At 47.9% G+C, this 23795-nt stretch carries 24 protein-coding genes and 1 pseudogene; 6 read left to right on the plus strand and 19 right to left on the minus strand.

What is annotated here, in order from left to right; all coding sequences use genetic code 11:
- Positions 1-58 precede the first annotated feature (58 nt).
- The 15 genes from hisS to AC6I1F_RS09635 form a co-directional block, all read right to left on the minus strand.
- Entirely contained in the window at positions 59-1336 is a 1278-nt protein-coding gene (hisS, locus tag AC6I1F_RS09565) for a histidine--tRNA ligase (RefSeq protein WP_290173007.1), read from the minus strand.
- Positions 1337-1338: 2 nt separating this feature from the next.
- Positions 1339-2562 (minus strand): flavodoxin-dependent (E)-4-hydroxy-3-methylbut-2-enyl-diphosphate synthase, encoded by a 1224-nt coding sequence (gene ispG / locus AC6I1F_RS09570; protein WP_289168523.1) that lies wholly within the window; start codon positions 2560-2562, stop codon positions 1339-1341.
- A 4-nt stretch (positions 2563-2566) separates the two neighbouring features.
- Positions 2567-3670 (minus strand): helix-turn-helix domain-containing protein, encoded by a 1104-nt coding sequence (locus tag AC6I1F_RS09575; protein ID WP_289162998.1) that lies wholly within the window; start codon positions 3668-3670, stop codon positions 2567-2569.
- Positions 3627-4808: a dual-specificity RNA methyltransferase RlmN gene (gene rlmN, locus AC6I1F_RS09580; RefSeq protein ID WP_251452352.1), complete on the minus strand. Its 1182-nt coding sequence runs from the start codon at positions 4806-4808 to the stop codon at positions 3627-3629. The genes AC6I1F_RS09575 and rlmN overlap by 44 nt, the downstream gene beginning before the upstream one ends.
- 26 nt (positions 4809-4834) lie before the next feature.
- Positions 4835-5263 (minus strand): nucleoside-diphosphate kinase, encoded by a 429-nt coding sequence (ndk, locus tag AC6I1F_RS09585; protein ID WP_160335693.1) that lies wholly within the window; start codon positions 5261-5263, stop codon positions 4835-4837.
- Positions 5264-5409: 146 nt separating this feature from the next.
- The gene (locus AC6I1F_RS09590) at positions 5410-5826 is read right to left on the minus strand and encodes a hypothetical protein (RefSeq protein WP_289163001.1); all 417 of its coding nucleotides are present in this window, start codon (positions 5824-5826) and stop codon (positions 5410-5412) included.
- A gap of 104 nt (positions 5827-5930) precedes the next feature.
- A complete protein-coding gene (locus tag AC6I1F_RS09595; RefSeq protein ID WP_289163002.1) occupies positions 5931-6533 on the minus strand; it encodes a hypothetical protein in 603 nt (200 codons plus the stop codon).
- Between the two features lies 1 nt (position 6534).
- Positions 6535-7092 (minus strand): hypothetical protein, encoded by a 558-nt coding sequence (locus AC6I1F_RS09600; protein WP_289163004.1) that lies wholly within the window; start codon positions 7090-7092, stop codon positions 6535-6537.
- Positions 7093-7097: 5 nt separating this feature from the next.
- A complete protein-coding gene (gene rlmD, locus AC6I1F_RS09605) occupies positions 7098-8546 on the minus strand; it encodes a 23S rRNA (uracil(1939)-C(5))-methyltransferase RlmD (protein ID WP_290432618.1) in 1449 nt (482 codons plus the stop codon).
- A gap of 24 nt (positions 8547-8570) precedes the next feature.
- Positions 8571-9344: a M23 family metallopeptidase gene (locus AC6I1F_RS09610; protein ID WP_289163007.1), complete on the minus strand. Its 774-nt coding sequence runs from the start codon at positions 9342-9344 to the stop codon at positions 8571-8573.
- 80 nt (positions 9345-9424) lie between these two features.
- Positions 9425-10177, minus strand: coding sequence for a 5'/3'-nucleotidase SurE (gene surE, locus AC6I1F_RS09615; RefSeq protein WP_289163009.1), 753 nt, complete (start codon positions 10175-10177; stop codon positions 9425-9427).
- A gap of 6 nt (positions 10178-10183) precedes the next feature.
- A complete protein-coding gene (gene leuD / locus AC6I1F_RS09620) occupies positions 10184-10801 on the minus strand; it encodes a 3-isopropylmalate dehydratase small subunit (RefSeq protein WP_290432619.1) in 618 nt (205 codons plus the stop codon).
- A 2-nt stretch (positions 10802-10803) separates the two neighbouring features.
- A complete protein-coding gene (gene leuC, locus AC6I1F_RS09625; RefSeq protein ID WP_290432620.1) occupies positions 10804-12210 on the minus strand; it encodes a 3-isopropylmalate dehydratase large subunit in 1407 nt (468 codons plus the stop codon).
- 191 nt (positions 12211-12401) lie between these two features.
- Positions 12402-12548 carry a hypothetical protein gene (locus AC6I1F_RS09630; protein WP_290448831.1) on the minus strand — a complete coding sequence of 49 codons (147 nt, stop codon included), beginning with the start codon at positions 12546-12548 and terminating at the stop codon, positions 12402-12404.
- A 74-nt stretch (positions 12549-12622) separates the two neighbouring features.
- Positions 12623-12772, minus strand: a complete 150-nt coding sequence (locus AC6I1F_RS09635) for a hypothetical protein (protein ID WP_497801759.1) — start codon at positions 12770-12772, stop codon at positions 12623-12625.
- 154 nt (positions 12773-12926) lie between these two features.
- Here AC6I1F_RS09635 and AC6I1F_RS09640 point away from each other — a divergent pair, with 154 nt between their 5' ends.
- A complete protein-coding gene (locus AC6I1F_RS09640; protein ID WP_497801760.1) occupies positions 12927-14177 on the plus strand; it encodes an IS1634 family transposase in 1251 nt (416 codons plus the stop codon).
- 152 nt (positions 14178-14329) lie between these two features.
- Here the strand turns inward: AC6I1F_RS09640 and AC6I1F_RS09645 are convergent, their stop codons facing one another.
- Both AC6I1F_RS09645 and AC6I1F_RS09650 read right to left on the minus strand, forming a co-directional pair.
- Entirely contained in the window at positions 14330-15292 is a 963-nt protein-coding gene (locus AC6I1F_RS09645) for an IS3 family transposase (protein WP_353653788.1), read from the minus strand.
- Positions 15274-15702: a helix-turn-helix domain-containing protein gene (locus AC6I1F_RS09650; protein ID WP_160336441.1), complete on the minus strand. Its 429-nt coding sequence runs from the start codon at positions 15700-15702 to the stop codon at positions 15274-15276. The genes AC6I1F_RS09645 and AC6I1F_RS09650 overlap by 19 nt, the downstream gene beginning before the upstream one ends.
- 45 nt (positions 15703-15747) lie before the next feature.
- Between AC6I1F_RS09650 and AC6I1F_RS09655 the strand changes: the two are divergent.
- Positions 15748-16314 (plus strand): annotated as a pseudogene (locus tag AC6I1F_RS09655) (IS1634 family transposase); the annotation flags it as partial.
- Positions 16315-16482: 168 nt separating this feature from the next.
- Here the strand turns inward: AC6I1F_RS09655 and AC6I1F_RS09660 are convergent.
- A complete protein-coding gene (locus tag AC6I1F_RS09660) occupies positions 16483-16629 on the minus strand; it encodes a hypothetical protein (protein WP_290448831.1) in 147 nt (48 codons plus the stop codon).
- Between the two features lie 74 nt (positions 16630-16703).
- Entirely contained in the window at positions 16704-17480 is a 777-nt protein-coding gene (locus AC6I1F_RS09665; protein ID WP_290448832.1) for a radical SAM protein, read from the minus strand.
- Positions 17481-18196: 716 nt separating this feature from the next.
- Here AC6I1F_RS09665 and istA point away from each other — a divergent pair.
- The 4 genes from istA to AC6I1F_RS09685 all read left to right on the plus strand — a co-directional run bounded on the left by istA (position 18197) and on the right by AC6I1F_RS09685 (position 23767).
- Complete coding sequence (istA, locus tag AC6I1F_RS09670; protein ID WP_290432946.1) at positions 18197-19786, plus strand: IS21 family transposase; 1590 nt, start codon at positions 18197-18199, stop codon at positions 19784-19786.
- Positions 19779-20531, plus strand: a complete 753-nt coding sequence (locus AC6I1F_RS09675) for an ATP-binding protein (RefSeq protein WP_290432945.1) — start codon at positions 19779-19781, stop codon at positions 20529-20531. The genes istA and AC6I1F_RS09675 overlap by 8 nt, the downstream gene beginning before the upstream one ends.
- 367 nt (positions 20532-20898) lie before the next feature.
- On the plus strand, positions 20899-22092 hold the full coding sequence (locus tag AC6I1F_RS09680; protein ID WP_497801761.1) for an IS4 family transposase: 1194 nt from the start codon (positions 20899-20901) through the stop codon (positions 22090-22092).
- Positions 22093-22384: 292 nt separating this feature from the next.
- Positions 22385-23767, plus strand: a complete 1383-nt coding sequence (locus tag AC6I1F_RS09685) for an ISAs1 family transposase (protein WP_160336431.1) — start codon at positions 22385-22387, stop codon at positions 23765-23767.
- The last annotated feature ends 28 nt before the right edge of the window (positions 23768-23795 follow it).

Below are 23795 nucleotides of genomic sequence, written 5' to 3' on the forward strand. Positions count from 1 at the left end.
AATTTTCAATACGAATCTTCCGAACCCTCAAATACAAGAATTCGGAAGAACAACGCAATTATATGTTTTTGCTGACAAATTCCAAAGCTTCTTCAATGGTCAGCGTTTTCTGTTCACCGTAGCCGGCAATACCTTCACGCAAAGCTTTAAGGCCGACCTTACCGGCAGCGGCTTCGTCGCTGCCGATGACAAGCGCATAGAGCGCGCCTGAAGCGTCAGCTCTCTTCAACTGGTTGGCAAACTTCATGCTGCCCGAGTGGACGATCACGCGGATTCCGGCGTCTCTGAGTTTTTCAGCTGCACCGATCGCGTTCAGATAGAGGGCCTTGTCCCAAACTACGTAGACATCGCATTCTCTTTCTTCGGGATGTACGCCGCACTCTTTCATCAGTTCGAGCACGCGTTCAATGCCCATCGCAAAGCCGCAGGCGGGCGCATCTCTGCCGCCGAGCATGCCGATCAGCGGGTCGTAACGGCCGCCGCCGCAGATGGTTCCCTGAGCGCCCAGTTTATCGGTTACCCATTCGAACACGGTCAGATTGTAGTAATCAAGACCTCTGACTAAGCGCGGATTAATTGTGTAGTCCACGCCTTCTGCTTTCAGAATATCTTCAAGAGAAGAAAGGAACGCTTTGGATTCTTCGCCGAGCGAATCATAAAGTTTCGGAGCGTTATTGACCAAATCCTGCATATCCGGATTCTTTGTATCGAGAATTCTGAGCGGATTGCTGTAAAGACGGCGCTGCGCGTCTTCGTCAAGAATTTCCTTGTGTTCTTCAAAGTAGCGAATTAGGATTTCACGATAGGCCTTTCTTTCTTCAAGCTGACCCAAGCAGTTCAGTTCAAGACGTACCGGCGCGATACCGAGTTCTTTCCAAAGCCGGTTCAGCATCAGAAGCTGTTCAGCGTCTGTATCCGGACCCTTAAAGCCCATCGCTTCCATACCGAACTGGTGGAACTGGCGATAGCGGCCTCTCTGAGGTCTTTCGTGACGGAACATCGGCCCCATGTACCAGAGACGACGCGGTGCATCGTAAAGCAGGTTGTGTTCGATACAGGCGCGCACGACGGACGCGGTGTTCTCAGGACGAAGCGAAAGGTTATCTCCGTTCAGAGAGTCCACAAAGGAATACATCTCTTTTTCTACGATATCGGTCACTTCGCCGATACCGCGTTTAAACAGACGAGTCTGTTCAACAATCGGAGTGCGGATCTGCTGATAACCGTAGAGATTAGCCAGTCCGATCGCTTTTTTCTCAAAGAAGTGCCAAAGCGGCGCGTCCGAAGGGAGCATATCGCTCATACCGCGGATCGCTTGAATTTTCTCTTGTGCCATTTCTATTCTTTTCCGTAAGTTCTTTTAACGTAATCTTCCAGAAGTGCGTGGAAATCCGAAGAAAGCGTCGGACCTTTGAGCGAGCCCCACTTCTTACCGTCCATATAGACGGGCGAGACCGGGCTCTCGCCTGCGCCCGGCAGCGAAATACCGATATTGGCATGCCTGCTTTCGCCGGGGCCGTTCACCACGCATCCCATTACTGCAACCGTCATGTTTTCTACGCCCGGATAAGACTTGCGCCACTGCGGAAGACGGGACTTGATATAAGTCTGAGTCTGTTTAGCAAGTTCCTGAAACAGACAGCTGCTGGTGCGTCCGCAGCCGGGACATGAAACGACCTGGGGCGTGAAGCTGCGCATTCCGAGCGCCTGCAGAATTTCACAGGCGAGTTCAACCTCAGCGCTTCGGGGCTGATCCGGTTCCGGCGTCAGAGAAACTCTGATCGTGTCTCCGATGCCTTCAAGCAAAAGAACGGAAAGCGCGGCGGTACTGCTGACCGTACCCTTCAGTCCCATTCCTGCCTCGGTCAAGCCAAGGTGCAGAATATAGCCGCAGCGTTTTTTAAGTTCGCGGTAAACCGCGATCAGATCCGTGACACCGCTGACTTTCGCAGAAATCGCGATTTGGCTCGGTTTCATACCGAGGGCCACAGCAGCATCCGCGCTCTGAACAGCACTCTGAACCAGCGCTTCACGCAGAACCGCCTTTGCGCTTAGAGGATTTTCCAATTTCTGGTTTTCGCTCATCATGCGCGCGAGCAGATCCTGATCCAAAGAGCCCCAATTCACGCCGATGCGTATCGGTTTATCATACTTCAGCACGAGCCGGATCATGGTCTCGAAATTCTCAGCGTGCTTCTCCCCTTTACCGACATTTCCCGGGTTAATACGGTATTTCGAAAGGGCCTGAGCGCATTCGGGGTATTCGCTCAGCAGCTTATGTCCGTTGTAATGAAAATCGCCGACAAGCGGAACAAAGCATCCGGCCGCATCCAAACGTCTGCGAATTTCGGGAATTGCCTTCGCGGCAGCCGGAGTGTTGACCGTCAGACGGACAAGTTCACTTCCGGCCCGGGCCAATTCCTGAACCTGCGCGACGGAACGCTCAACATCGGCCGTATCCGTGTTGGTCATAGACTGAACGACGACTGGGCGGCCGGCGCCGATTTCAACGACATTGCCGAGCCACTGAACCTTCATCGGTTCTTTTGCTTCCGTATTCATTTAATTACTTCTGGTAAGCCGTAAACACAGTAGAAGTACTGTTCGGTCTTGCATCGAGGTTAACCGCACGGCCGTCCAAATGCACTGCGCCGTTCTGGCGGTTGCCTACAGAGACCTTAAAGGGAAGCGCAACGGAGTACTCTCTGCTCTGTCCGGCTTTGAGCTGAGTATTGAATTCCAGCTTATTGTCTTTATAGATACCAAACCAGCATTCGCCGTTTTTGCCTTCGAGCTTAATCTTAACTTCGCCCTTAGCGGAGTACGGAAGTTCCCAGCGATCTTCCGTCTTGTTGTACTCAAGTCTCATCGGCTCGGAAGTGTCAACTGTCTGAGCAGCGGCTTCCTTCTCTTCAGCAGCTTTAGCTTCAGCAGCCTTGCGTTCTTCTTCAGCCTTCTGTTTTGCTTTTTCTTCAGCTTCCTTCTGCAGACGCTCTTTCAGCTCAGCTTCCTGCTTTGCTTTTGCTTCTTCAGCAGCGGCTGCCGCAGCAGCTTCGGAAGACGGCGCAGCGACTTCAGCCTTCTTTTCAGCTTCAGGTTCTGTCTTAACTTCCTGTTTTGCAGCCGGCACCTCCTGCTCCTTGGCCTCGGGCGCCGCAGGCGCAGAAGCTGCAGGAGCCGCGGCTGTCTGAGTTTCCGAGTCAGAGTTGGCCAGCATGGACGGGATGTACTGATAACCGAAATAGCCCGCCGCGATCAGCACGGCGAGGAAAAGAAGTCCCGCGACCACCTTACCGCCGACATTTTTCGGCTGAGCGTCCTGATACGGCGCCAAATCCTGGGTCGTTTTACGAATAAACGTGCGGGGATCACGATCTTCCGGGCGCAACGCAACATTAAACATATCGATGACTTTATTGTCATCGACGCCGAGCAGGCGGGCATAGCTTCTCAAATGGGCCCGAGCATAAACAGGGGTCGGAAAAACTTTATAGTCATCTGCCTCCAGCCCTTCGATCTGAGCCGGAGAGATGCGAAGCTGAGAGGCGACCTGATCAACCGTGAGTCCTTTTCCCTCACGGGCAATTCTCAGCAGTCCGCCGTAAGTCGTCGCTTCGGGAGGGAGATCACTCCCGACGTTCGTTTCCTGATTTTGGATTCCTTCGGGCATGATGCTCCTCTTTTTCCTTTTCTTGCGAAATCTCTTTGATAATTATCTCTCTGTTTGCCCTCTTTTCGGCGAGTCTTGTGCGGTCTTTAATCTCACCCGCGAGCTGTCCGCAGGCTGCGTCGATATCGTCTCCGCGCACCTTTCTCACGGTTGTGACAATGCCGGCGCCGTTCAATCGATCGGCAAAGGCCTGCACCGCCTCCGGCTCACTGCGTTTCAGTCCGGACCCTGGGAACGGATTGAAAGGGATCAGATTAAACTTGCACGGGACATCCTGCACCAGAGTAATCAGTTCTTTAGCCTGCGCGACGGAATCGTTAACGCCGCCGATCAGGATGTACTCGAACGTTATAAAGTCTCTTGGCGCGACCTTTAAGTAGCGCTTGCAAGCCTCCAGAAGAGATTCAATATTATGTTTTCTATTGATCGGCATAATTTTGTCGCGCAGCACGTCGTTAGGCGCATGCAGGCTGACAGCCAGTGCGACAGGACAAAGTTCGCCGAGTTTGTCGATTTGACGGACAAGGCCTGATGTAGAAACGGTTACTCTTCTGCGGGACAAGCCGTAGGCGTTATCGTCGAGCATCAGGCGCAGCGACGGAATCACCGCGTCCAAATTCTGAAGCGGCTCTCCCATGCCCATCATGACAACGTTGGAAATCACTCGTTCGTTTTCATCGGTAATTCCCAGATCTCTGCGCAGCGTATGTTCTGCGTGCCAGAGCTGACCAATGATTTCCGACGTTTTCAGATTACGATTAAAACCCTGTTTTCCGGTTGAACAAAAGAGGCAGTTCATCGCGCATCCGGCCTGTGAAGAAACACAAAGCGTTCCGCGATTGTCCTGCGGGATGTACACCATTTCCACCGCATTGCCGTTTCCGACCGAAAGCAGCCACTTGCGCGTTCCGTCAGAAGCCGTTTTATCCCGGATGATTTCAGGGCCGCGGACCTCGGCGACCTTCTCGAGCTTTGCCCGAAAAGATTTTGCGAGGTCCGTCATTTCGGAAAAGTCAGAGGCGCCCCGGCGATGAATCCATCGCTCGAGCTGTTTTGCGCGGAAGGGTTTTTCGCCCAAATCCTCGCAGAATTTCTTTAATCCCTCAGCATCAAAGTTGAGCAGATTAACCTTTTGCATATCCTTTTCCGAAACTGTCATTTGGATTAGCGTCCTGCGTAGATGTCCATCTGCGGGAAGAAGAACGCGATTTCAACAGCGGCTGTTTCGGGGCTGTCGGAACCGTGAACGGCGTTGGCGTCGATGGACTGAGCGAAGTCAGCGCGGATTGTGCCCTTAGCAGCCTTCTTCGGATCGGTTGCGCCCATCAGTTCGCGGTTTTTCATAATGGCGTTTTCGCCTTCAAGAACCTGAATCTGGACAGGACCGGAAACCATGAAGTCAACGAGGTCTTTGAAGAAGGGGCGTTCGCGGTGAACAGCGTAGAAAGCTTCGGCTTCCTGACGGGAGAGCCATTTCATCTTGGAAGCAACGATCTTCAGATTGTTGGATTCAAAGCGGCTGTAAATCTGTCCGATTACATTCTTCGCAACTGCGTCGGGTTTGATAATAGAAAGTGTGCGTTCAACTGCCATTTCAATCTCTTAAAGAGTTATAAAAAAAATAAAACAAGGAAAAGCGGACCAATCCGCCTCCCCTCCGTCTCTGCCTTACGGCAATCTTTTAATTTTATCATGCTCAAAGTTTCCACCGAGTCCGCATTTTTCACGGAAACGGCTTCTTACTTACTTTTTCCGGGCTGAATAAAAGTGAGCGCCAGGACAATTAAATTCAGAACCGCTACCCAGATAACAATCCAATCCGTCTCCAGAACCACCAAGTAAGCGCGTTCTCCCCAAATCATTTTCGGCGCTTCAAGGAAGGTGACTGCCGCAAAGGCGATAGGAAGAAAAAGTCCGAATCGAAGAGAGCGCAGCGTCAGAGGGCTTGGTCTCAGGTAGAACTGCCACGAAAAGAATATCGACGTGACAATAAAGAGGACGTATAAAAGAGCACCGGCCTTCAGGAACGTATAGGCCTTAATCATCAGCGCTCCGTTTTCCGCGAGTTTCTCATGCACGTCCCAGAGGATAAAGGCAAGCTGCGAAGGTTCAAAAAGCAGAATAAAAGCCAGCACCAGTGCGACCCATGATGGCATTCCGGGTCTTCTGATCTTCAGCGTCCTCGCCAGCCACAGGCTGAAAAGACCCAATAATAGAAATGCGGCCGCGCCCCGCATACTGAGAAAATATTCCATGTCGTCTACTTATCGTCTCTTTCCAACGGATAGTAAGAGGCTATATTTTTATTCGTTTTTAAGTAGGCAGTGATACCCAATAAGAGGACAAAGTATCCGGCAAGCGCAAGGGCACTCTGACGGACCAAATCGAAGCCCTGAGCGCCGAGAAGAATAAGCGGAAGCACCCCGACTGAGACAACAATTACCAGCGCGGAAATCCACATCAGTCGGAACGCGGTCAGGAGCCCGCGGCGGACTCTTCGGATATAAAGCATCCAAGCCGAAAACCCGTTGAGAATCATTGAACCGATGATGCCGAGAACGGACAGACCGATAAAGGTTTGTTCAAGGGTGCTCATTTGAGAAAGCGACTCAGAGAGCATATCCGTATTAACGGCGTCCAAGCCGCCGTTTTCCACTCCAAGCCATAAAGCCGGGAACACATCACGGATAAAACTCAGCGAGAGCAGCGGCAGGAAAAGAAAAAGCAGAACGATACAGCAGGCCAGTCCCCAGTCGGGCAATCCTTTTCCGCGTGTCTTAACCACGTACATTGGGAACCAGAAACAAAATCCGAGCGCAAAGAAAAATGTAAACCAATAATTAAAAAAACTGCTTTCTTCCATTTTATTTGGGTGGCGTTTTAGTGTAGATGCGATTCATCGATTCATCGAAACACAGTGCGATCGTGCAGGCAATCGTCATAACCAGCTGCATGAGAAGCGGTACAAAAGCATCCGAAATCATCGTGTAGCCGTAGGAGCCGAATATGAGGACCGGAAGAGCCGCCTGCGCAAGCAGATTCAGTCCCAGACCGATCCAAAGAAACAGGACCGAGAGCGGCTTAACAGTTCTGTCACGCAGAAAATACAGCATCAGACTCACAAACAGTGAGGATGCGATTGCTCCGCCCGTCAGAGCCCAGCTGATCTGCGTAAAGACAGGAATACCCGGGACCGACCATCCTGAAAACGTAAGCTTCAGAATCTCGGTTGTATCCCGATTCATGCTGTAGGACCAAATCGGCAGAAGCATCAGCGTAACTGTTACTACAGCGCTGATTCCCCATGTCAGATCTTTGCTCGAGATCTTAAGCAGCCAAGCGATAGTGAAAACGCATGAGAGCAGAATCAGAATCGCCTTTATAAGCGGCCATAACAGTAAGAGAAACAGCGACAAAGACATTCCGATCAACTTCCGTTGGTCTGAGCGTCTTCAGCCTGAGCTCCTTCGCTGATCTCCTGCAGTTCCATTTCTTCGATGGGATCCTGCTGTACCGGTTTAGGACCGGGTTCAAAGACTGCAATGCTTTCTACATGCGCCGTATGCGGGAACATATTCATGACGCCAGCGCTTCTCAAATGCCATCCGCCCTCTCTGACGAGGATCGCGGCATCTCTTGCAAGCGTCGCGGGGTTGCAGGAAACGTAGACCAGACGTTTCGGTCTCTGCTCGGTATTAGCAAAGGACTGACAGACTGCCATTGCGCCTTCTCGCGGCGGATCAATCAGCACCCGATCAATTCCGCCTATAGACTTCCAAATTGCGTCCCAGTCTTCGTCCTTCCAGTCAAAGAGGTTTCTTGCGACAAAGTCTGTCTTATCAGCGAGGCCGTTTTGCTCAGCACCTTCTTTAGCCCGATCAACGAGCGCCTGACTGCCTTCAACACCGATGACTTGTTTGACTTTTGTCGCGATCGGCAGTGTGAAATTGCCCAGTCCGCAGAAGAAATCGACAACCTTGCAGTCATGATCCAGCTTCAGCATTCTCAGCGCACGGGAAACCATCAGTTCGTTGAGGACGTGATTCACCTGAGTGAAGTCTGTCGGTTTGAATGTAATGGCAACATTCATTTCGCGGTGGCGAAGCTTGAGTCGATCCGCATTTTCCAGCTCAAGCGGATAAATACTGTCCGGGCCCTTAGGCTGATACCAAACAACGACGTCGTGCTCTTTTTCAAAGGCTTTGATTTTTGCCTCGTCCTCCGCGCTTGGCTGCTCCAGAATACGGAACACAAAAGCGGTACAGTCTTCCGTGCAGGCGACCTCAATCTGCGCGAGTTTCTGACGAATGGTTAAAGAGGCGATCAGATCACGAAGAGGAACAAGGAGATCACTGACTTTTTTCGGCAGGATCTCACAGCTTTTCATATCCGCGATATAGCTGGAGCGTTTTTCATGAAACCCGACGAGCACCGTACCTTTTTTCGCGACGTCACGCACTGAGAGTCTTGCGCGGTGTCGATAATGCCAGGTCAGTCCGAAGATCGGCGGGATCACCTGTTCAGGGCGTACTCGACCGATATGCCAAAGCGCATCCATTAAAACTTTCTGTTTCACCGCAACTTGCGCGCGCGGCTCGATGTGCTGCATAGCGCATCCGCCGCAGCTGCCGTCCTTGACGCCGAAATAAGGGCACTTGGGTGTAACTCTGAGCGGAGACTCGGTCAAAAGATCCGTTGCGAGACCGAGTTCAAAAGAAGGCTTATTGCGATACCGCTCGTAAGTCACTTCTTCGCCCGGAAGGGCTCCCTCGATAAAAACGACCTTGCCGTCGCGATGGGAAACACCTCTGCCTTCCTGATCGAGTGTTTCAACAATGACGGTAAATTTTTCTCTTTCTTTTCTTGCGCGGACCATCAGACAATCCTTTCCAATGACGAATTACTGTTTAGGGAGGATTGTAGTGGGATCCAGAGATTTTCCGTTGCGACGTACTTCAAAGTGGACACGAGACTCTTTGTCATCAGATGCTCCCACGTCCGCAATCTTTTGTCCCTTAGTCACTTTCTGACCCTGTTTCACAGTAATGGTACCGTTGCGTCCGTATGCAGTCACGAGCTCTTTGGTATGGCGAAGGATCACGAGATTGCCGTAGCCCTTGACGTTGCCGACAAAGACCACATCGCCGTCCGCGGCTGCTTTCACCGGAGTGCCGGCAGAGGCTGCAATATCGATGCCTTTATTAAGCGTACTGAACGGCTGGACGATTCTGCCCTTGACCGGCCAGATAAACGCAGATGAGGAGGAAGATTCCGCAGCTGAAGAATTAGAAGACGTTTGAGTTTCTGTCTTCTGAGCCGTCACATGTTTAGCTGCTGCGGGGGCCGCTGCCGCGGCTGAGGCCGAAGCGGAAGTTTTTTCCTGCTGATGCGCCTGAATTCTTTCGATATCCTGCTGCACGCCGGAAGAAATCGAGAGTTTGATCTGCTGACCCACTCTCAGTTTGCTTGGGTCTGACAGACCATTTTCACGGGCCACCGCGACCGGGTCCAAAGAGTAGCGGCGAGCCACCGCGTAGAGCGTGTCACCGGGCTTTACGGTATATACAGTTGTTGTCGTCGGTCCGTTTGAAATCGGAGCGTTTCCCCCGGTAAAGGAACATCCCGCCGCAATAAGAGCTACAGCAGCCGGGGCTAAAACTTTCAACCAACTCATTCTTCCTCCATTAACCAACTTCTAATGCACGCCGCAAAAGGATAAAGTTTAAACGCAAATGCGCGATCTGTTTACCTTCATTACGCCGGGAATTTGTTCCACCAATTTTTAACGCTGTCTAAAGTCGCATAATTTGTCATATCGACCTGCAGGGGCGTCATACTGACATAACCGTGTGACGTCGCCCAGAAATCCGTCCCCTGCGCGTCATCTTTAGCATCTCCTGCCGCCCCGAGCCAATAGATTTTTTCTCCTCTCGGGTTAATCTGTTCAATCACAGACTGCGCCGAATGGCGGCGTCCAAGTCTCGTTACGACAACACCGTTTAAGCGATCAATCGTCGTGTTGGGAATATTCACATTCAAAAGGAAAGGCGCAGGAAGCGGATTATCCAGATAATTCTCAATAATCCGCTCTACCGTCTGAGCGGCCGAATCCAAGTAAGACCAGCCGGATTTCACCTGAGAAAACGCGAACGAGGGGCAGCCGAACAGATAACCTTCCATGGCTGCGGCCACAGTTCCCGAGTACAGGACATCGTCGCCCATATTCTGACCGCAGTTAATGCCGCTCAGCACCAGGTCCGGTTTTTCTTTCAAAAGCCCCGTCAGTGCAATATGTACGCAGTCGCTTGGCGTACCGTTAATGAAATAGACATCGTCCTGAACCTGCCGAATCGAAAGAGGACGGGTTAGCGTCAGAGAGTTGCTTGCGCCGCTGTGATTCTGTTCCGGGGCCACGACCGTCACATGTCCGAAGCGTTTCATGTGACGGGCAAGTTCCTGGATGCCCGGCGCCAAGTATCCGTCATCATTCGATATCAAAATGTTCATTCGCAATTACTCCGATTCTGCAAGCCACGGGAAGCTGCTGTAATACTGTTTTTCGAACGCTTCAATTTCATTCTCGCGTCTGAGCGTTTCAGCCGCAGCGTCCAATCCGTTCAATAGTTTATCTTTTCGAAGCGGTTCTATCTCGAAACTCAGATTTTTCCCGCCCGGAGTCGTCACGGTCTGATGAACCAAATCGATTGAGACCGTCTTATTATCCGAGTTTTCCAAAACCCGCAGAAGTTCATCGACCTGCGCCTGCGGAAGCACCACGCACAGCAGTCCGTTATTTGCGCAGTTGTCAAAGAAAATTCCGGCAAAAGAGGAGCCGATCAGCGCACGGATGCCGCGTTTTCTCAGTCCCCAAACCGCGTGTTCACGAGAAGATCCGCATCCGAAGTTCGGTCCCGTGACGATAATTTCGGCCTGTCGATACGGAGTCTGATTCAGTACAAAATCCGGATTTCCCGTTCCGTCAGGATTCAGACGAACGTCATGAAAGAGTCCTTCAAGGACGCCGTCCTTATCAATTCTTTTGAGAAAAGCCTTCGGCATTATCACATCTGTATCGATATTTGCCGTAGGCATAGGAGCCGCCGCGGCCGTCAGCTGTATAAATTTATCCATGGTTAGCTCCTGAAATCCGCGATGCAGCCGTTAATACTTGAGCTCGCCACAATTTGAGGCGAGGCAAGGTGCGTACGCGTACCGACGCCCTGGCGGCCCTCAAAATTACGGTTGGTCGCCGACACGCAACGATCGTTTGCCTGAAGGATATCGCCGTTCATCGCCAGGCAGAGCGAACAGCCGGATTTCCTCCACTGCCATCCCGCGTCTTTAAAGATTTGGTCCAAGCCCTCTTCTTCGGCCTGCTTTCGAATCTGCATCGAACCCGGCACAACCGCGGCGGTGACACCGGGGTGTACCTTTCTGCCTTTGAGTACGAAGGCCGCTGCGCGAAGATCTTCGATTCGGGAATTCGTGCAGGAACCGATAAACGCGTGGGTGATCGGGATGCCGGCAATTTTTTCTCCGGCTTTCAGTCCCATGTAGGAGAGCGCTCGCTGCATATCGGCTCTTCTGTCCGGATTTTGTTCAAGCATCGGATCCGGGATCACTTCGTCGATCGAGACAGCCTGATCAGGGCTGGTTCCCCATGTCACCATCGGTTTTGCGCCGGAGACATCGATCACAGCCTCTTTATCAAACACCGCGCCTTCGTCGGACTTCAAGGTCCGCCAGTATTCAACCGCCTTGTCCCAATTCTCGCCTTTAGGCGCGTACGGACGGCCTCTAAGATATTCAAAAATCTCTTCATCGGGCGCGATCAAAGAAGAGCGTGCTCCGCATTCAACCGCCATATTGCAGAACGTCAGACGTCCTTCGGGACTCAATTCACGGACCGCCTCGCCGGTGAATTCCACACAGCAGCCGCCGCATCCTCCCGCACCGAGTTCGCGCACGACATGAATGATCAAATCCTTGGCACTGACATCTGAGGGCTTTTTACCGACCAGATGCACGCGCATATTTTTTAGACGTTTGTAATTCAGAGCGGACGTCGCAAGGTAATGGTAAATGTCGGATGTGCCGATGCCGAAGCCCAGACATCCGAACGCGCCGTACATCGCGGTGTGGCTGTCGCCGGCGCCGATGGCCATGCCGGGCTGTACTCTGCCCTGCTCAACCATGACGACGTGCTCAATCCCCTGATTCGGACTGTCGTTGTTGTAAACCTCGAGACCAAATGTCTGACCGTTTTCCTCGAGGTACTGTACTTGTTTTCTTGCGTTTTCTTCGGTCGGATAAATCGGGCGATCCGCGGCGGAAGGATTCACGTGATCAATCGTGCCGAGTGTCGCAGAGGGCCGACGAACTTTAAGTTTGTTCTCCCGAAGCAGCGTAAAGGCCTGAGGGGATGTGTATTCATTGACCACTGTCCGATCGATAAACAGCAGACGTTCGCTGCCGTCTTCGTCGTATTTGCGGATAGTGTGTGTATCGAGCAGTTTCTCGTATAGCGTTCGCGGATTCATGGATACTCCCGGAATTTTATTATTGCTGTGGTCCGCTTGCGGGGCGCACATTCGGATAATTTTAACCGCTAAAACACTTTTTTCTATTAGGCGCAATACGGAAGCCGTATTTTTGGGTGCAGAAAAAAACAAACCGCAAGGCACAACACCTTACGGCTTACTTATCGAAACAGCGTATTGAACGCTTTCTTTTATGCTTTCGCGAGCTTCATATTTGTCGACATAGCCGGCTTGACCTGTTCTTTTTTCGACTCCTCGGCTTTTTTAGCCAGAGAGATCAGCTGCAAAGAAGCTCCCGCCAATAAGAGTCTCGTCTTAATTGGAAGCGATTCAGACATAAACACCTCATAAAAATTCTATGAGGGTAATTTAAACTTGCTTTATGACAGCTTTATGACATTTAGCATAAACGCTAATAGGCCACCAACGTCTTGTAACCTTTTGACTCCAAAATATCTTTAATCCGATCCAGCTCCTGCGGAGAAGCTTTTTTCAAAGTTTTCAGCGGTGTCTCACGATCGATCGTATAGATCATCACCTCGCGGGGTTTGATTTGATCCAAAACCTTCCCGACTTTTCCAGAAAAATGTATCAATAAGCTTCTTTAACCTTCTGAATATTCAACGATAAATTCGAAATTTTTCTAGAAAATTTAACGACAATGTAGTTCAATCAAGGCTAATTATGATATAATTATCAATAAGGAGGAGTGAGTCGTGTCCATCTCAATTTCGGAAAGAAAGGTAAAAGGCAAGGTCTATATCTCTATCGTCGAGAAGTATCGAGATCCAATTACAAAAAGGTCCACAACTCGTCAGCTCAAAAGCTACGGGAACAAGGAACTATTTCTGCAGAAGCACCCTGACGGACTCGAACTTATCAATTCAGATTTAAAGCTCTTCCGGGAATCAACTCAGGCCTATGCGGAGGCGACCGAGCTGCCGAACGGCAGCGGAGTCTCAATCGTTGACAGCGCAGCGAACTCCACTGAGTTAGGCAGTTCATTTCTCGTTTCACCAGCACCGTTTCTAACGATTTGGAACAAGCTTGAATTAGACCAATACTTCAAGAATCTAGAGCGCAATTACAGAGGAAAGGTTCCGGTCGATTTAAATAAACTGGCCTTTTACAATGCGGTTGCTCGGATACTCAGGCCTGAATCAAAACTAGGAACGTGGATTGACAGGAATAGATATCTATACGACTTTGAGAGCCTTTCTCTCAAGGATATGTACAACTTGCTGGATATACTTGACGAACGCAAGCAAAAGATCATTGATCGGTTAAACGCGGCAATAGACAAGCTTTATCAGAGGGATCTTACGATCGCTCTTTATGATGTCACCACCTTTTACTTTGAGAGTTTTATCGAAGATGAGCTTCGTGCTCGAGGTATGAGCAAAGAACATCGAACCCAAGAAACACAGGTAGTGATGGGCTTACTTGTAGACAGCGAAGGAATACCGTTTGGCTACGAGCTCTTTAGAGGTAATACTGCCGAAGTCGGCTCAATGCTTGAGGTGGTGGAAGGCTTTAAAAAACGTTACCAGTTAAACAACGTAACGATCATAGCCGATGCCGGGTTAAACCAACTCATCAACTTGGAATCCCTTGAACAGGCCGGGTTTAAATATATTGTTGGCTATCCTCCCTACGTAAAACTAAACCGTACAGAACAAGATTCTCTTCTGGAAGAGGACGGATGGGAGAGTTATGACTGCGTAGAAGATTCTTGGCGCATCAAGCGAATGGCTCTTCCAATCAACAAGCGCGTTTATCCAAAGGGTGAGCAATCGAGAAAAATCCAGCTGGAGGCTGAGTGCATTGCAACGTTCTCTTTATCACGTTATAAGCACGACTTGGATGAACTGAGAAAAAAGACAACACGTGCGAAAGAACTCGTACGAAAAGGAGCGAAAGCTGTCCAGGCAGCTAATCGCAACGTGTCATTTCCTGAAATCGGTTGACTACTTGATGTTGTTAAACCTAGTTAAAGTTTACTGTTTAAAGGGTAATCCCTGAAATTAGTTTACCTCTTGTTGATCTTATTCCTGCTTTCGGTTGCCAGGAGGTGTTGCCTACTGGCAACCGAAAGCAGGAATAAACAAATTTTACTTCACTATCTAGCTCTTAGATACTCCTCCCTACGTGATCTCCAATGCTTCTTTAACTCCCCTCTTAAAGCTGCTGCCTTTGCCGGAGTTAGTAAGTTATTGCTTAAATGCGGTCGGCACTCGTTGTAGAAAGAGACCACTTCAAACAATGCTTGCTCTAATTGCTCGTGGGTTTCAAACCTACGACTCCCCAACATTTCATTTTTGATTGTCGAATTGATTCGCTCAGCTATTGCGTTTTCTTTTGGATCTCCGTTTTCAGTCATGCTTATACATATGCCCGATGCTCGAAGCAATTCAACATATTCTTTACTTGCATACTGAACCCCCCGATCTGAGTGGTGGATCAAGCCTTCTTTTTTAACATCTATCCCTCTTGCTTGGCATAGACTGAGTGCCATTTTTAGTGCGCTGATTGCTGTTCTATTGCTCAGGTCAGAGCCTAGTTTCCAGCCTACAATCTCGTGGCTGTATGCATCTGTGATTAGCGCTAAATATGTAAACTCCGATTCCCAATCCGTTACTTTAATTGGTACGTAAGTAATATCGCTAACCCATATCTGGTTCGCCCGATATGGTATTAGGTCCTTAATTAAGTTTGGATAAGTTGGCAGATTATGCTGTGAATCGGTTGTCCTCGGTTTTCTTTTCTTCTGTCGCAGCTTTAAATGATTGTCTGCAAGAATGTCTGCGAACCGGTCTCGTCCGACATGCAATCTTCCGGGAAAGTTTTGAGAGTACATCGCCCACAGCTTTTTTCCGCCTATATTCGGGTCAACACTGCGTACTTCTTTGCAGTACTCGATGATTATCTCCTCGGTTAGATACCTCGATTCTGCCTCTGAAGAGCCTCTTTTCTGAACCTTGTAGTACGCCTGCTTGCTGACGCCAAACAACTTACACAGGGCCGTTACACTTCCGTACGGACAGCTCTGCTGTTGCAGGACTTCTATTGTTTGGCGCCAGATTTTTTTCTTATAGGTATGCCAAAGCGCTCTTCTGCTAGCTGGACCATTGTTTCATAGGCCTGTGCTTTTAGGCTTTGTGCTCGCAGTTGCGCCTTGAGCTCTTTGATTTGAGCTTTCAATAAGGCGATTTCGCTTACTTTATTCAAATCTAAATTCTCGGGTTTAGCCTCATCTGAAGAAGGGCAGGCTCTTGCATTAAGGAGTTTTCCATCAAGGCCCTTCCTATCAAGGTCTTTCCCAACAACCGGCGTTCTTTTTGGCAAATCTATCCACCTATAAACTGTTGCCAAACAAACTGGCACATGCTTTGCAATTTCTTTTATTGGCATCCCCTGATTGTACAAATCCGAAACAAGCCTTCTTGCCTCTGCTTGTTTCATTAGTGTAGATATCTGTTCTTCAACTTTCATTGTTGACTCCCTAAGTAGTCAACTTTTTTCAGGACAAGACACGGCTATAAGAGTTTTATTAAATCAGAGCTTAAAGAAGTTCAATTTAATGAAACGCTTTACACCAAGCGTCTTAAATGGTGCGGTTACACGGCCTTGCTGACCAATATCGAAGATCAAGATCCGAGCGTCATTTATGCACTGCTTCGACAACTCTGGAGAATCGAGGATAACTTTAGAGTGTTAAAAACGGCGATTGAAGCCAGGCCGGTCTACGTATGGACAACCAAGCATATACGGGGTCATTTTGTACTGTGCTATATCAGCCTTGTCCTGACTCGTTTAATGCAGAAACAGCTGAAAGAGGATGCCTTGAAATACTCTGTAAGGCAGGTTGTAGAAGCCCTCAATGCGCTCAGCGTCTCCCCCTTGAATGCATTAAGAAAAAGTAAAAGTCAGCTATATCAGTGTGTGGTTGAAAACTCTGAAGGGAGCACGTCCTCCGGAGAGTACAAACCTCTTCTGGAAATTGCCAATGACATCTGGAAATCGTGCGGCTTGGAGCCCCTGACGCGTCTTGAGAGTCACGGCTCTTTAGTTAGGAAACTTGGAAGAAACTTTAAAATCCGATGAATCGTTGAACTACGAAGTCGCTAAAATATAAAATCAGCTAAAGGCTTGGTACTCACGGGTTGTACCGCGAAATCGTTTTAAAAATCAAGGAAAAGTCGGGAAAAAACAAACCGCAAGGCACAACACCTTACGGCTTACTTATCGAAACAGCGTATTGAACGCTTTCTTTTATGCTTTCGCGAGCTTCATATTTGTCGACATAGCCGGCTTGACCTGTTCTTTTTTCGACTCCTCGGCTTTTTTAGCCAGAGAGATCAGCTGCAAAGAAGCTCCCGCCAATAAGAGTCTCGTCTTAATTGGAAGCGATTCAGACATAAACACCTCATAAAAATTCTATGAGGGTAATTTAAACTTGCTTTATGACAGCTTTATGACATTTAGCATAAACGCTAATAGGCCACCAACGTCTTGTAACCTTTTGACTCCAAAATATCTTTAATCCGATCCAGCTCCTGCGGAGAAGCTTTTTTCAAAGTTTTCAGCGGTGTCTCACGATCGATCGTATAGATCATCACCTCGCGGGGTTTGATTTGATCCAAAACCTTCAGCCACGGCTGAACGTATTCATCCGTCGTGTTGTTGATTTCTTTTCCGTAGACACTGCCTTTGAGGAACATGGTCTGAACGATCACATCCCCTTTGAAGTTTTCCAAGCATCGAATGATCTCCTCGACGTCATACTTCGCATTAGGCCGATCCACCAGATGAATGAAATCCTCATTCACAGTATCGAGCTTCATAATCGGATTGTCGACCAATTGAAGCGCCTCCATAACCGAAGGGCGATTCACAAAGGTGGAATTCGATAGGACCGATATTTTGGCGTTCGGTACATATTTGTCTCTGAGTTCAATCGTATCGCTGATGATCTCGAGGAACTTCGGATGCGAGGTCGGCTCACCGTTTCCGGCAAATGTAATGACATCCGGGATCATGTTTTTTGACAAGAGTGCAGCCAGTTTCTTTTCAAGCGCAGTCTTGACCTCTTCCCTGGTCGGAAGCTTCGGCTTGGTCTCATTCTTAGCGTTTAAACCGCACTCGCAGTACACACAGTCAAAGGAACAGACCTTTGCCGACGGCGGAAGAAGATTAACGCCTAAAGACAGTCCGAGTCTTCTAGAATGAATCGGCCCAAAAATCGGCGACGGGAAAAGAATGCAGGACATGAATACCTCCAAAACGATGCTTGAGGCTAGCACGTTCCGGGCCGAGTATTTCAGTTATGAGCGTTGCTTTGGGAAACAACTCTGGAGAAAATTTTGAAACCAGAAAGATAGAACAATTTATCCATCTGATTTTAAATAATTTATGAAAATGTTGGCACTAAAAAGATCGTTTAACGAGCTAATTTAAAAAGTGCTCGGGCGGCAGGATTCGAACGACACTAATAAATCAATAGGTTAATGTACGCATAAATCAAATTGGTACATTTATTGGCACGTTTGAATTTTTTGATCCGCTGAGCGGAGCACTGAACATTCTAATTTCTTTTCGTGTAAGTTTTAACTTTCAATAGACGCCATGATAGCAACACCTTTCACGGTTCTAAGTGCACTCGGCCTTCAGCTGAGGGTTTCCGTCGGGCACGCCTAGCCGGAAGTTCTCGAAATCAGCTCTTCTGACCCGTTAATCTCTACCTCTAATTTTAGCTGCGTCCTGAAATAAAAAAGCCACTGTGTGGACGGCCAGAAAAGGCAAAGCCTTGGATTTTTCCGAGGATTTAAATTGGGAATTATCCTAATCGTGGACACGTAATCTTAAGCGTGGACACCTTAAAAAATTAACTTCGCAAGCTAAAAAATAATACGGCGGCATCCTAATCGTGGACACCTGATATTTTGTTTAGCTACCCTGAAAGCTCCTTAACATTAAAGGAGCTTTTATGCGACTACCTGTATCAATAATCCGTGCAATCCTTACCCTGCTTCAGCAGAAAAAATCTTGTCGATTTATCGCCTCCACTATTGGAATTTCAAAAAGCGTTGTTAATAAGCTAAACAAAAGAATTCATGCTAGTGCTCAAAGCGTTGATGAGCTGTGTGCTCTAAGCGATAAAGCTCTTCTTCTAAAGCTCTATCCTCGCAAAAAGGCACTTAAAAATCTCAAAGATGTTGATTGGGAAAGTATTTGTCAGTGGCTGAACAACAAGCATGTGAATCTTCTTGTTGCTTACGAACCGCTTCTATCGCAGAAGCCATCATTTGACATTTCCTATCCGTATTTCTGCCGTAAGTATCGAGAATGGCGTAAAGAAAACAAAGGCGCTCCCGTCATCACAAATAACACTTACATTGCAGGGGAGAAGATGGAAATCGACTACTCCGGAGATCTTTTACCTTGGATTGATGAACATGGAGAAATACACAAAGCCCACATATTTGTAGCATGTTTGCCATACAGCGGTTATTTATTTGCTTATGCCACAGCAGATGAGGAAACCGCCAGTTGGGTTGAAGGCGTCATTGCAGACTTTGATTTCTGCGGTGGCTGTCCGAAAGTTCTTGTTGTTGACAATGCGAAGGCCTTAGTTCGAACGGCGAGTAAAGAAGAAGGCACTGTAACAGCCATTGTTAAGGATCTATGTGATCATTACAACATTACTCCGTGGAGCTGTAAGCCCTACAGCCCTAAAGAAAAGAATCGAGTTGAAGCATCAGTAAGGCTTGTACAAACGTGGGTTCAAGGCCAGTTAGAGAGCGCTGGTCCCGTGTTTACTAAGAACCTAATGCATCTCAACAAAAGAATCTTAGAAAAAGTTGTAGAACTAAACGCCAGACCACTATCTGCGGCCAAGCAAATCAGCAGAGAAAAACGTTTTTTAGAGGAGGAATTACCTCTGCTAAATCCGTTGCCCGAGACAAAGTATGAAGTTTGTGATTGGCTTATCCTCGTCGTGGACAAGTCTCACTGCATAAAGATCCATCGCGATAAAGGGCATCGTTATAGCGTTCCGGCCAGTTACGTGCATAAAAAAGTAAACGTAAGGCTCTCAGACGAAGAAGTCCGGATCTTTGATGCGGATACCCATAAAGAGATTGGCAGCCACCAACGTTGTTATGAAGAACGAGGCTGTAAGACTCACATACTTGAAGCACATTTGACAGAAAGTGAGAAGAATAGAAGGCGTGAGCCCCAATACTTTGTGTCTCAGTTTGTTAAAAAGGGTGTGCAAGAAGCCGTTGCCAGAAACTATGTCGACGAACTCTGGACAAATTCGGGTAACTTTGTGAGCCGTCAACGGCTACACGCAGTCACCCGAAAACTTTTATATATGTACTGCCCCGAGATACTAACCGAAGCAATGGCAGAGGCAATCGAGTTCCGTCAGTTCTCCTACAAATTCCTGAAAGAGTTAGTTGAGTTGAAGGAACAACAGCGATTACGCCAAACCAACTTTAATTTTAGCGGTAATCCCTCTGAAGAGTACGACTACGTAACCCCAAGCCATAACAACGTGAGGAAATATGAATAACCCAATCGCTAATACCCAAGAAGAAATTAAACGACTCTGCAAAACACTTCGTCTTCCGGGCGTGGCGCAGGAAATCGATGAACTGCTGTCAAACCCAGAAAATCTAAACTTGTCTCAGCTGGAATGGACGGGCAGAGCTTTAAGAAGAGAAGATAGTGGCCGTAATACTAGGAGCTTAGACCGCAGATTAAAAAACGCTCAGCTAAGGCACAAAGATACTCTAGTGTCCAAGATTGAATATAAACCGACCAGAGGGCTGGATAAGAAGGTTCTGAACTCTATGGCCACTTGTGATTGGATACGTGCATCTCAAAACTGTCTAATCGTTGGCAAAGCCGGCGTGGGGAAAACATGGATTGCTTCGGCTCTGGGTAACTCAGCTTGCTGCGCCGGAATGAACGTCAAGATGGTCCGGATGCCTCTGCTTTTAGATGAAATTAGAGCTACTGAGCTAACGCAGACTTCTATCCCCGAGTTTATAAACAGATATGCCAAGTTCAACTTGCTTATCTTGGATGACTGGGGGCTCGGAAAACTTGATCCAAGGTGCAAAGGACACTTGGTTGAACTAATTGAGGCTAGGTCAGGCAAGGCGAGTACGTTGGTCACGACGGTTCTTCCAGTTAATTGCTGGAGTGATTACATCGCCGATGCAACATTTGCAGATGCATTTATGGACCGCTTTCTGCAAAATGTAATAAGAATTGAGGTGAAAGGTCCGTCCATGAGAACAGGAGTTAAATAAGGAAAAACGCAGCGTGTCCACGATAAGGATTATGAGGAATTAACGACAATGAAAAATCAAGTTCGTCGCCGTAAATTTTTTTTTAAACTCAAGTGTCCACGATAAGGATTATGGTGTCCACACTGCGGATAATTTCCATTTAAATGAAGACGAATTTAGATTTTAAGATAACAATTTAAGCAAAGCGGGGAATCTATAGACAGACGGACGCCTGCCAACCCCCGAATATACCTTTTCGATTAGGTTCGCAGAAACTAATTTATTTCACTATTGTCCAAAATAAATTTTTTCGGAACGTCTAGATGCAAAGATGCCGAATCTTCGATAAATTTAAAGTTCCCAGCAATAAAAAATCGAAGGATTCGGCATGCAAAGAGCAACAATATCCATGTTTGCGCAACTTGTCCAGTCAATGGGTTGCAAACTTGAATTTCAACATTTAGTCAACAAGCATCAGTCAGACAAGGCATCCAAAGGCTTCTCAAGCTGGAGTCAATTTATTGCAATGCTTTTTTGCCAACTGACGGGGGCAGAGTCACTTAGGGAAATTTCTGACGGTCTTTTTTCGAGTCTAGGTAAACTTAATCATATCGGAGCAAAAGCGGCATGCCGCTCTACTTTAGGCTACGCTAACCAGAATCGCCCTTACAAGCTTTACGAGGACTTCTATTACGTATTACCGGATAAATTCCGTCATGAAATCCAAGGGCGCCTTAGCGAACGTTTTACAAAGCCCGTTTATTCGCTGGATTCAACGACAATAAGCTTGTGTCTGCGTTTGTTTGAGTGGGCGCACCATCGCAGAAGAAAAGGCGGAATAAAGCTTCATACGCTTTTGAACAACGACCTATGCTTACCGGAGGTCATTGCTGAGACCCCGGCCAAAGTAAGCGACATTAAAGGTGCAAAGAGCATTCTGGAAAATATTCCAAAGGGATCCATCGTAGTGATGGATCGAGGCTACAACGATTACAGCCTGTTTAAAAGGCTCAGTGAAAAAGGCGTAACTTTTGTAACTCGCCTTAAAGATAATGCCGTACATACACCTTTGAGGAAAGGTCTTATACAAGAGGATCCTGATAAGAAATGGGGACTCTACGAGATGAGCTTTACCGGTACTCAAGCACGAAAGCATTGCGAAGATATGCGATTCAGAGTGGTCCAATGGTATGACGAAAAAACCGATCGTTGGTTTGAGTTCCTCACCAACAGCAAGGAGTTAACTGCTCCCGAAGTTGCCGACTTGTATAAGGACCGTTGGCAAATTGAGTTGTTCTTTAAACGCATAAAACAGAATCTGGTCATTAAATCGTTCGTAGGGACAACAGAGAACGCAGTTATGACACAGATTTGGACAGCTGCCATAGCCATACTTCTGCTGGAGCTATTGAGGCGCCGTTCCAGGTATAACTGGACGTTTTGCAGATTAGCCAGATACTTCAAGTTAAACCTTATGACCTGTAAATCGCTAGAACATTGGCTTAACAAGCCGGATATAAAGGAATGGGAGAGTCCTCCGGAATCGTCACAGGGCTGTCTATTTTCTTGGAGAGGGGGTTGATTTCACCATTTAGACTCCGGCGACGGTAAACCCCGATAAATTCAGATGGCAAGTTTTAAAATCAAATTATTTTGGACAGCAGTGAATTTATTTACTAAGTGAGAGGCAACTTGCTGCGATAGATTCTGTTTATATTTTTTCCTGAGACCTCAGGTTCGACGCACGATATTAATAAAAAATCTGAATAATATCTGCGAAAATTTCTGATAATTGCATGAATTTATTAGGAAAAGTGCTTGCCCTTTATCGTGATGAATAGTATAATATTAGAGATCAATATAAGGTGATTGCTATGTCAAGACCAAGATCTGATAACCCAAAAGAGCACACTTCTATCATTCGTGCGAAACGAAAAGACGGTTGGACTTATGTTCAAAGAGTCGTCAGCGTTTACGATCCAAAGATTAAAAACAGCAGAAGAATTTCAACGGAGACTTTGGGAAAACTTCCGCCCGGTGAAACTGATTTGGAGAAATTGGTTACTCTGGAACCGCGCAGAAGAAAAGGTTCACTTCAAGCGGCTAAGATTGCCGCACCTGCCCAAGAAGTGATTGATCCCAGAGATCCCGGACGGATCATTTACCCATTGGATATTGTCTTTTGCGTCATTCTTCTTGCTGCGATGCAAGGCAAAACTTCCTGCACGGAAATTGCAGAGTTCTGGCATCAATGCCGCCCCTTGCTGAGCAAGACCTTCCCCAACTTTCCTGATGAGGAAATATCTCACGATACCGTCAGGCGCATCACGATGATTATCGGCAAAGACAAAAATGCCGCTCTGATCGAACGGTTCGTTGAGATGCTGCGCAGCAGACTGTCTCACCCGGTAATTGCTGTCGACGGACAGGCTATCAGGGCTTCCCGGGATTCTTCTCAGCACTCCCCGTATGTTTTAAACATCATGGATGCAGACAACGAGTTGATTCTGGCTCAGCAAGTCATCGGTGAAAAGAACAACGAAATTACCCATGCCTCAAAGCTCATCGACACTTTAGACATTCGAGGGGCAATCGTCACAGCAGATGCTTTAAATACACAAACCGAGTTCGCCGCAAAGATCATTGCCGAAAAGGCCGACTACTGTTTGGCTCTGAAGGCTAATCAGGATCTTACATATGAACAGGTGCGCGGATTCTTCGAACTGGGAACACATGAGTACAAAATTGCGCGGCCTTCGGTAACAGACCAAGGCGGCAAAATTACGAAAAGAAAAACTCGAGTTCTTCCGGGAGCTCTTTTACCGGAAGAAATTCTTAATAAATGGGTTGGCCTCGATGAAGGATCGATCGTGGAAGCCGTCACTGACACGGTGAAGAAAAACACCGGAGAAATTCTTGGGCCTCAGGTCCGCTATTACATCTCATCATTAAGGTACGATGCCCCGAATGTGGAGCAGGTTCTGCATCGTGCCATTCGTCAGCACTGGGCAATTGAAAACAAAGGCCATTGGGCGTTAGATATGGCCTTTAATCAGGATCGGCTGCAGTGCACAAACGCTCAGTATCTGGCCGGAAGAACACTGCTTAACAAGATCGCCCTAAACTTCACGACGAAAATCCAAACACGCTTGGAAGAGACAACGGGCAAAGAGGCGCCGTCCAAACCGGTGATCAGGGCGAGGCTGAATAAAATTGAGGATATGCTGGCTGCAATGAATGATTGCATACGCATCTAGCGGCTCCCTGGGCTAAGGTCTCCCTTCA

The sequence above is a fragment of the Parasutterella sp. St.1A3 genome (genome assembly GCF_059728705.1).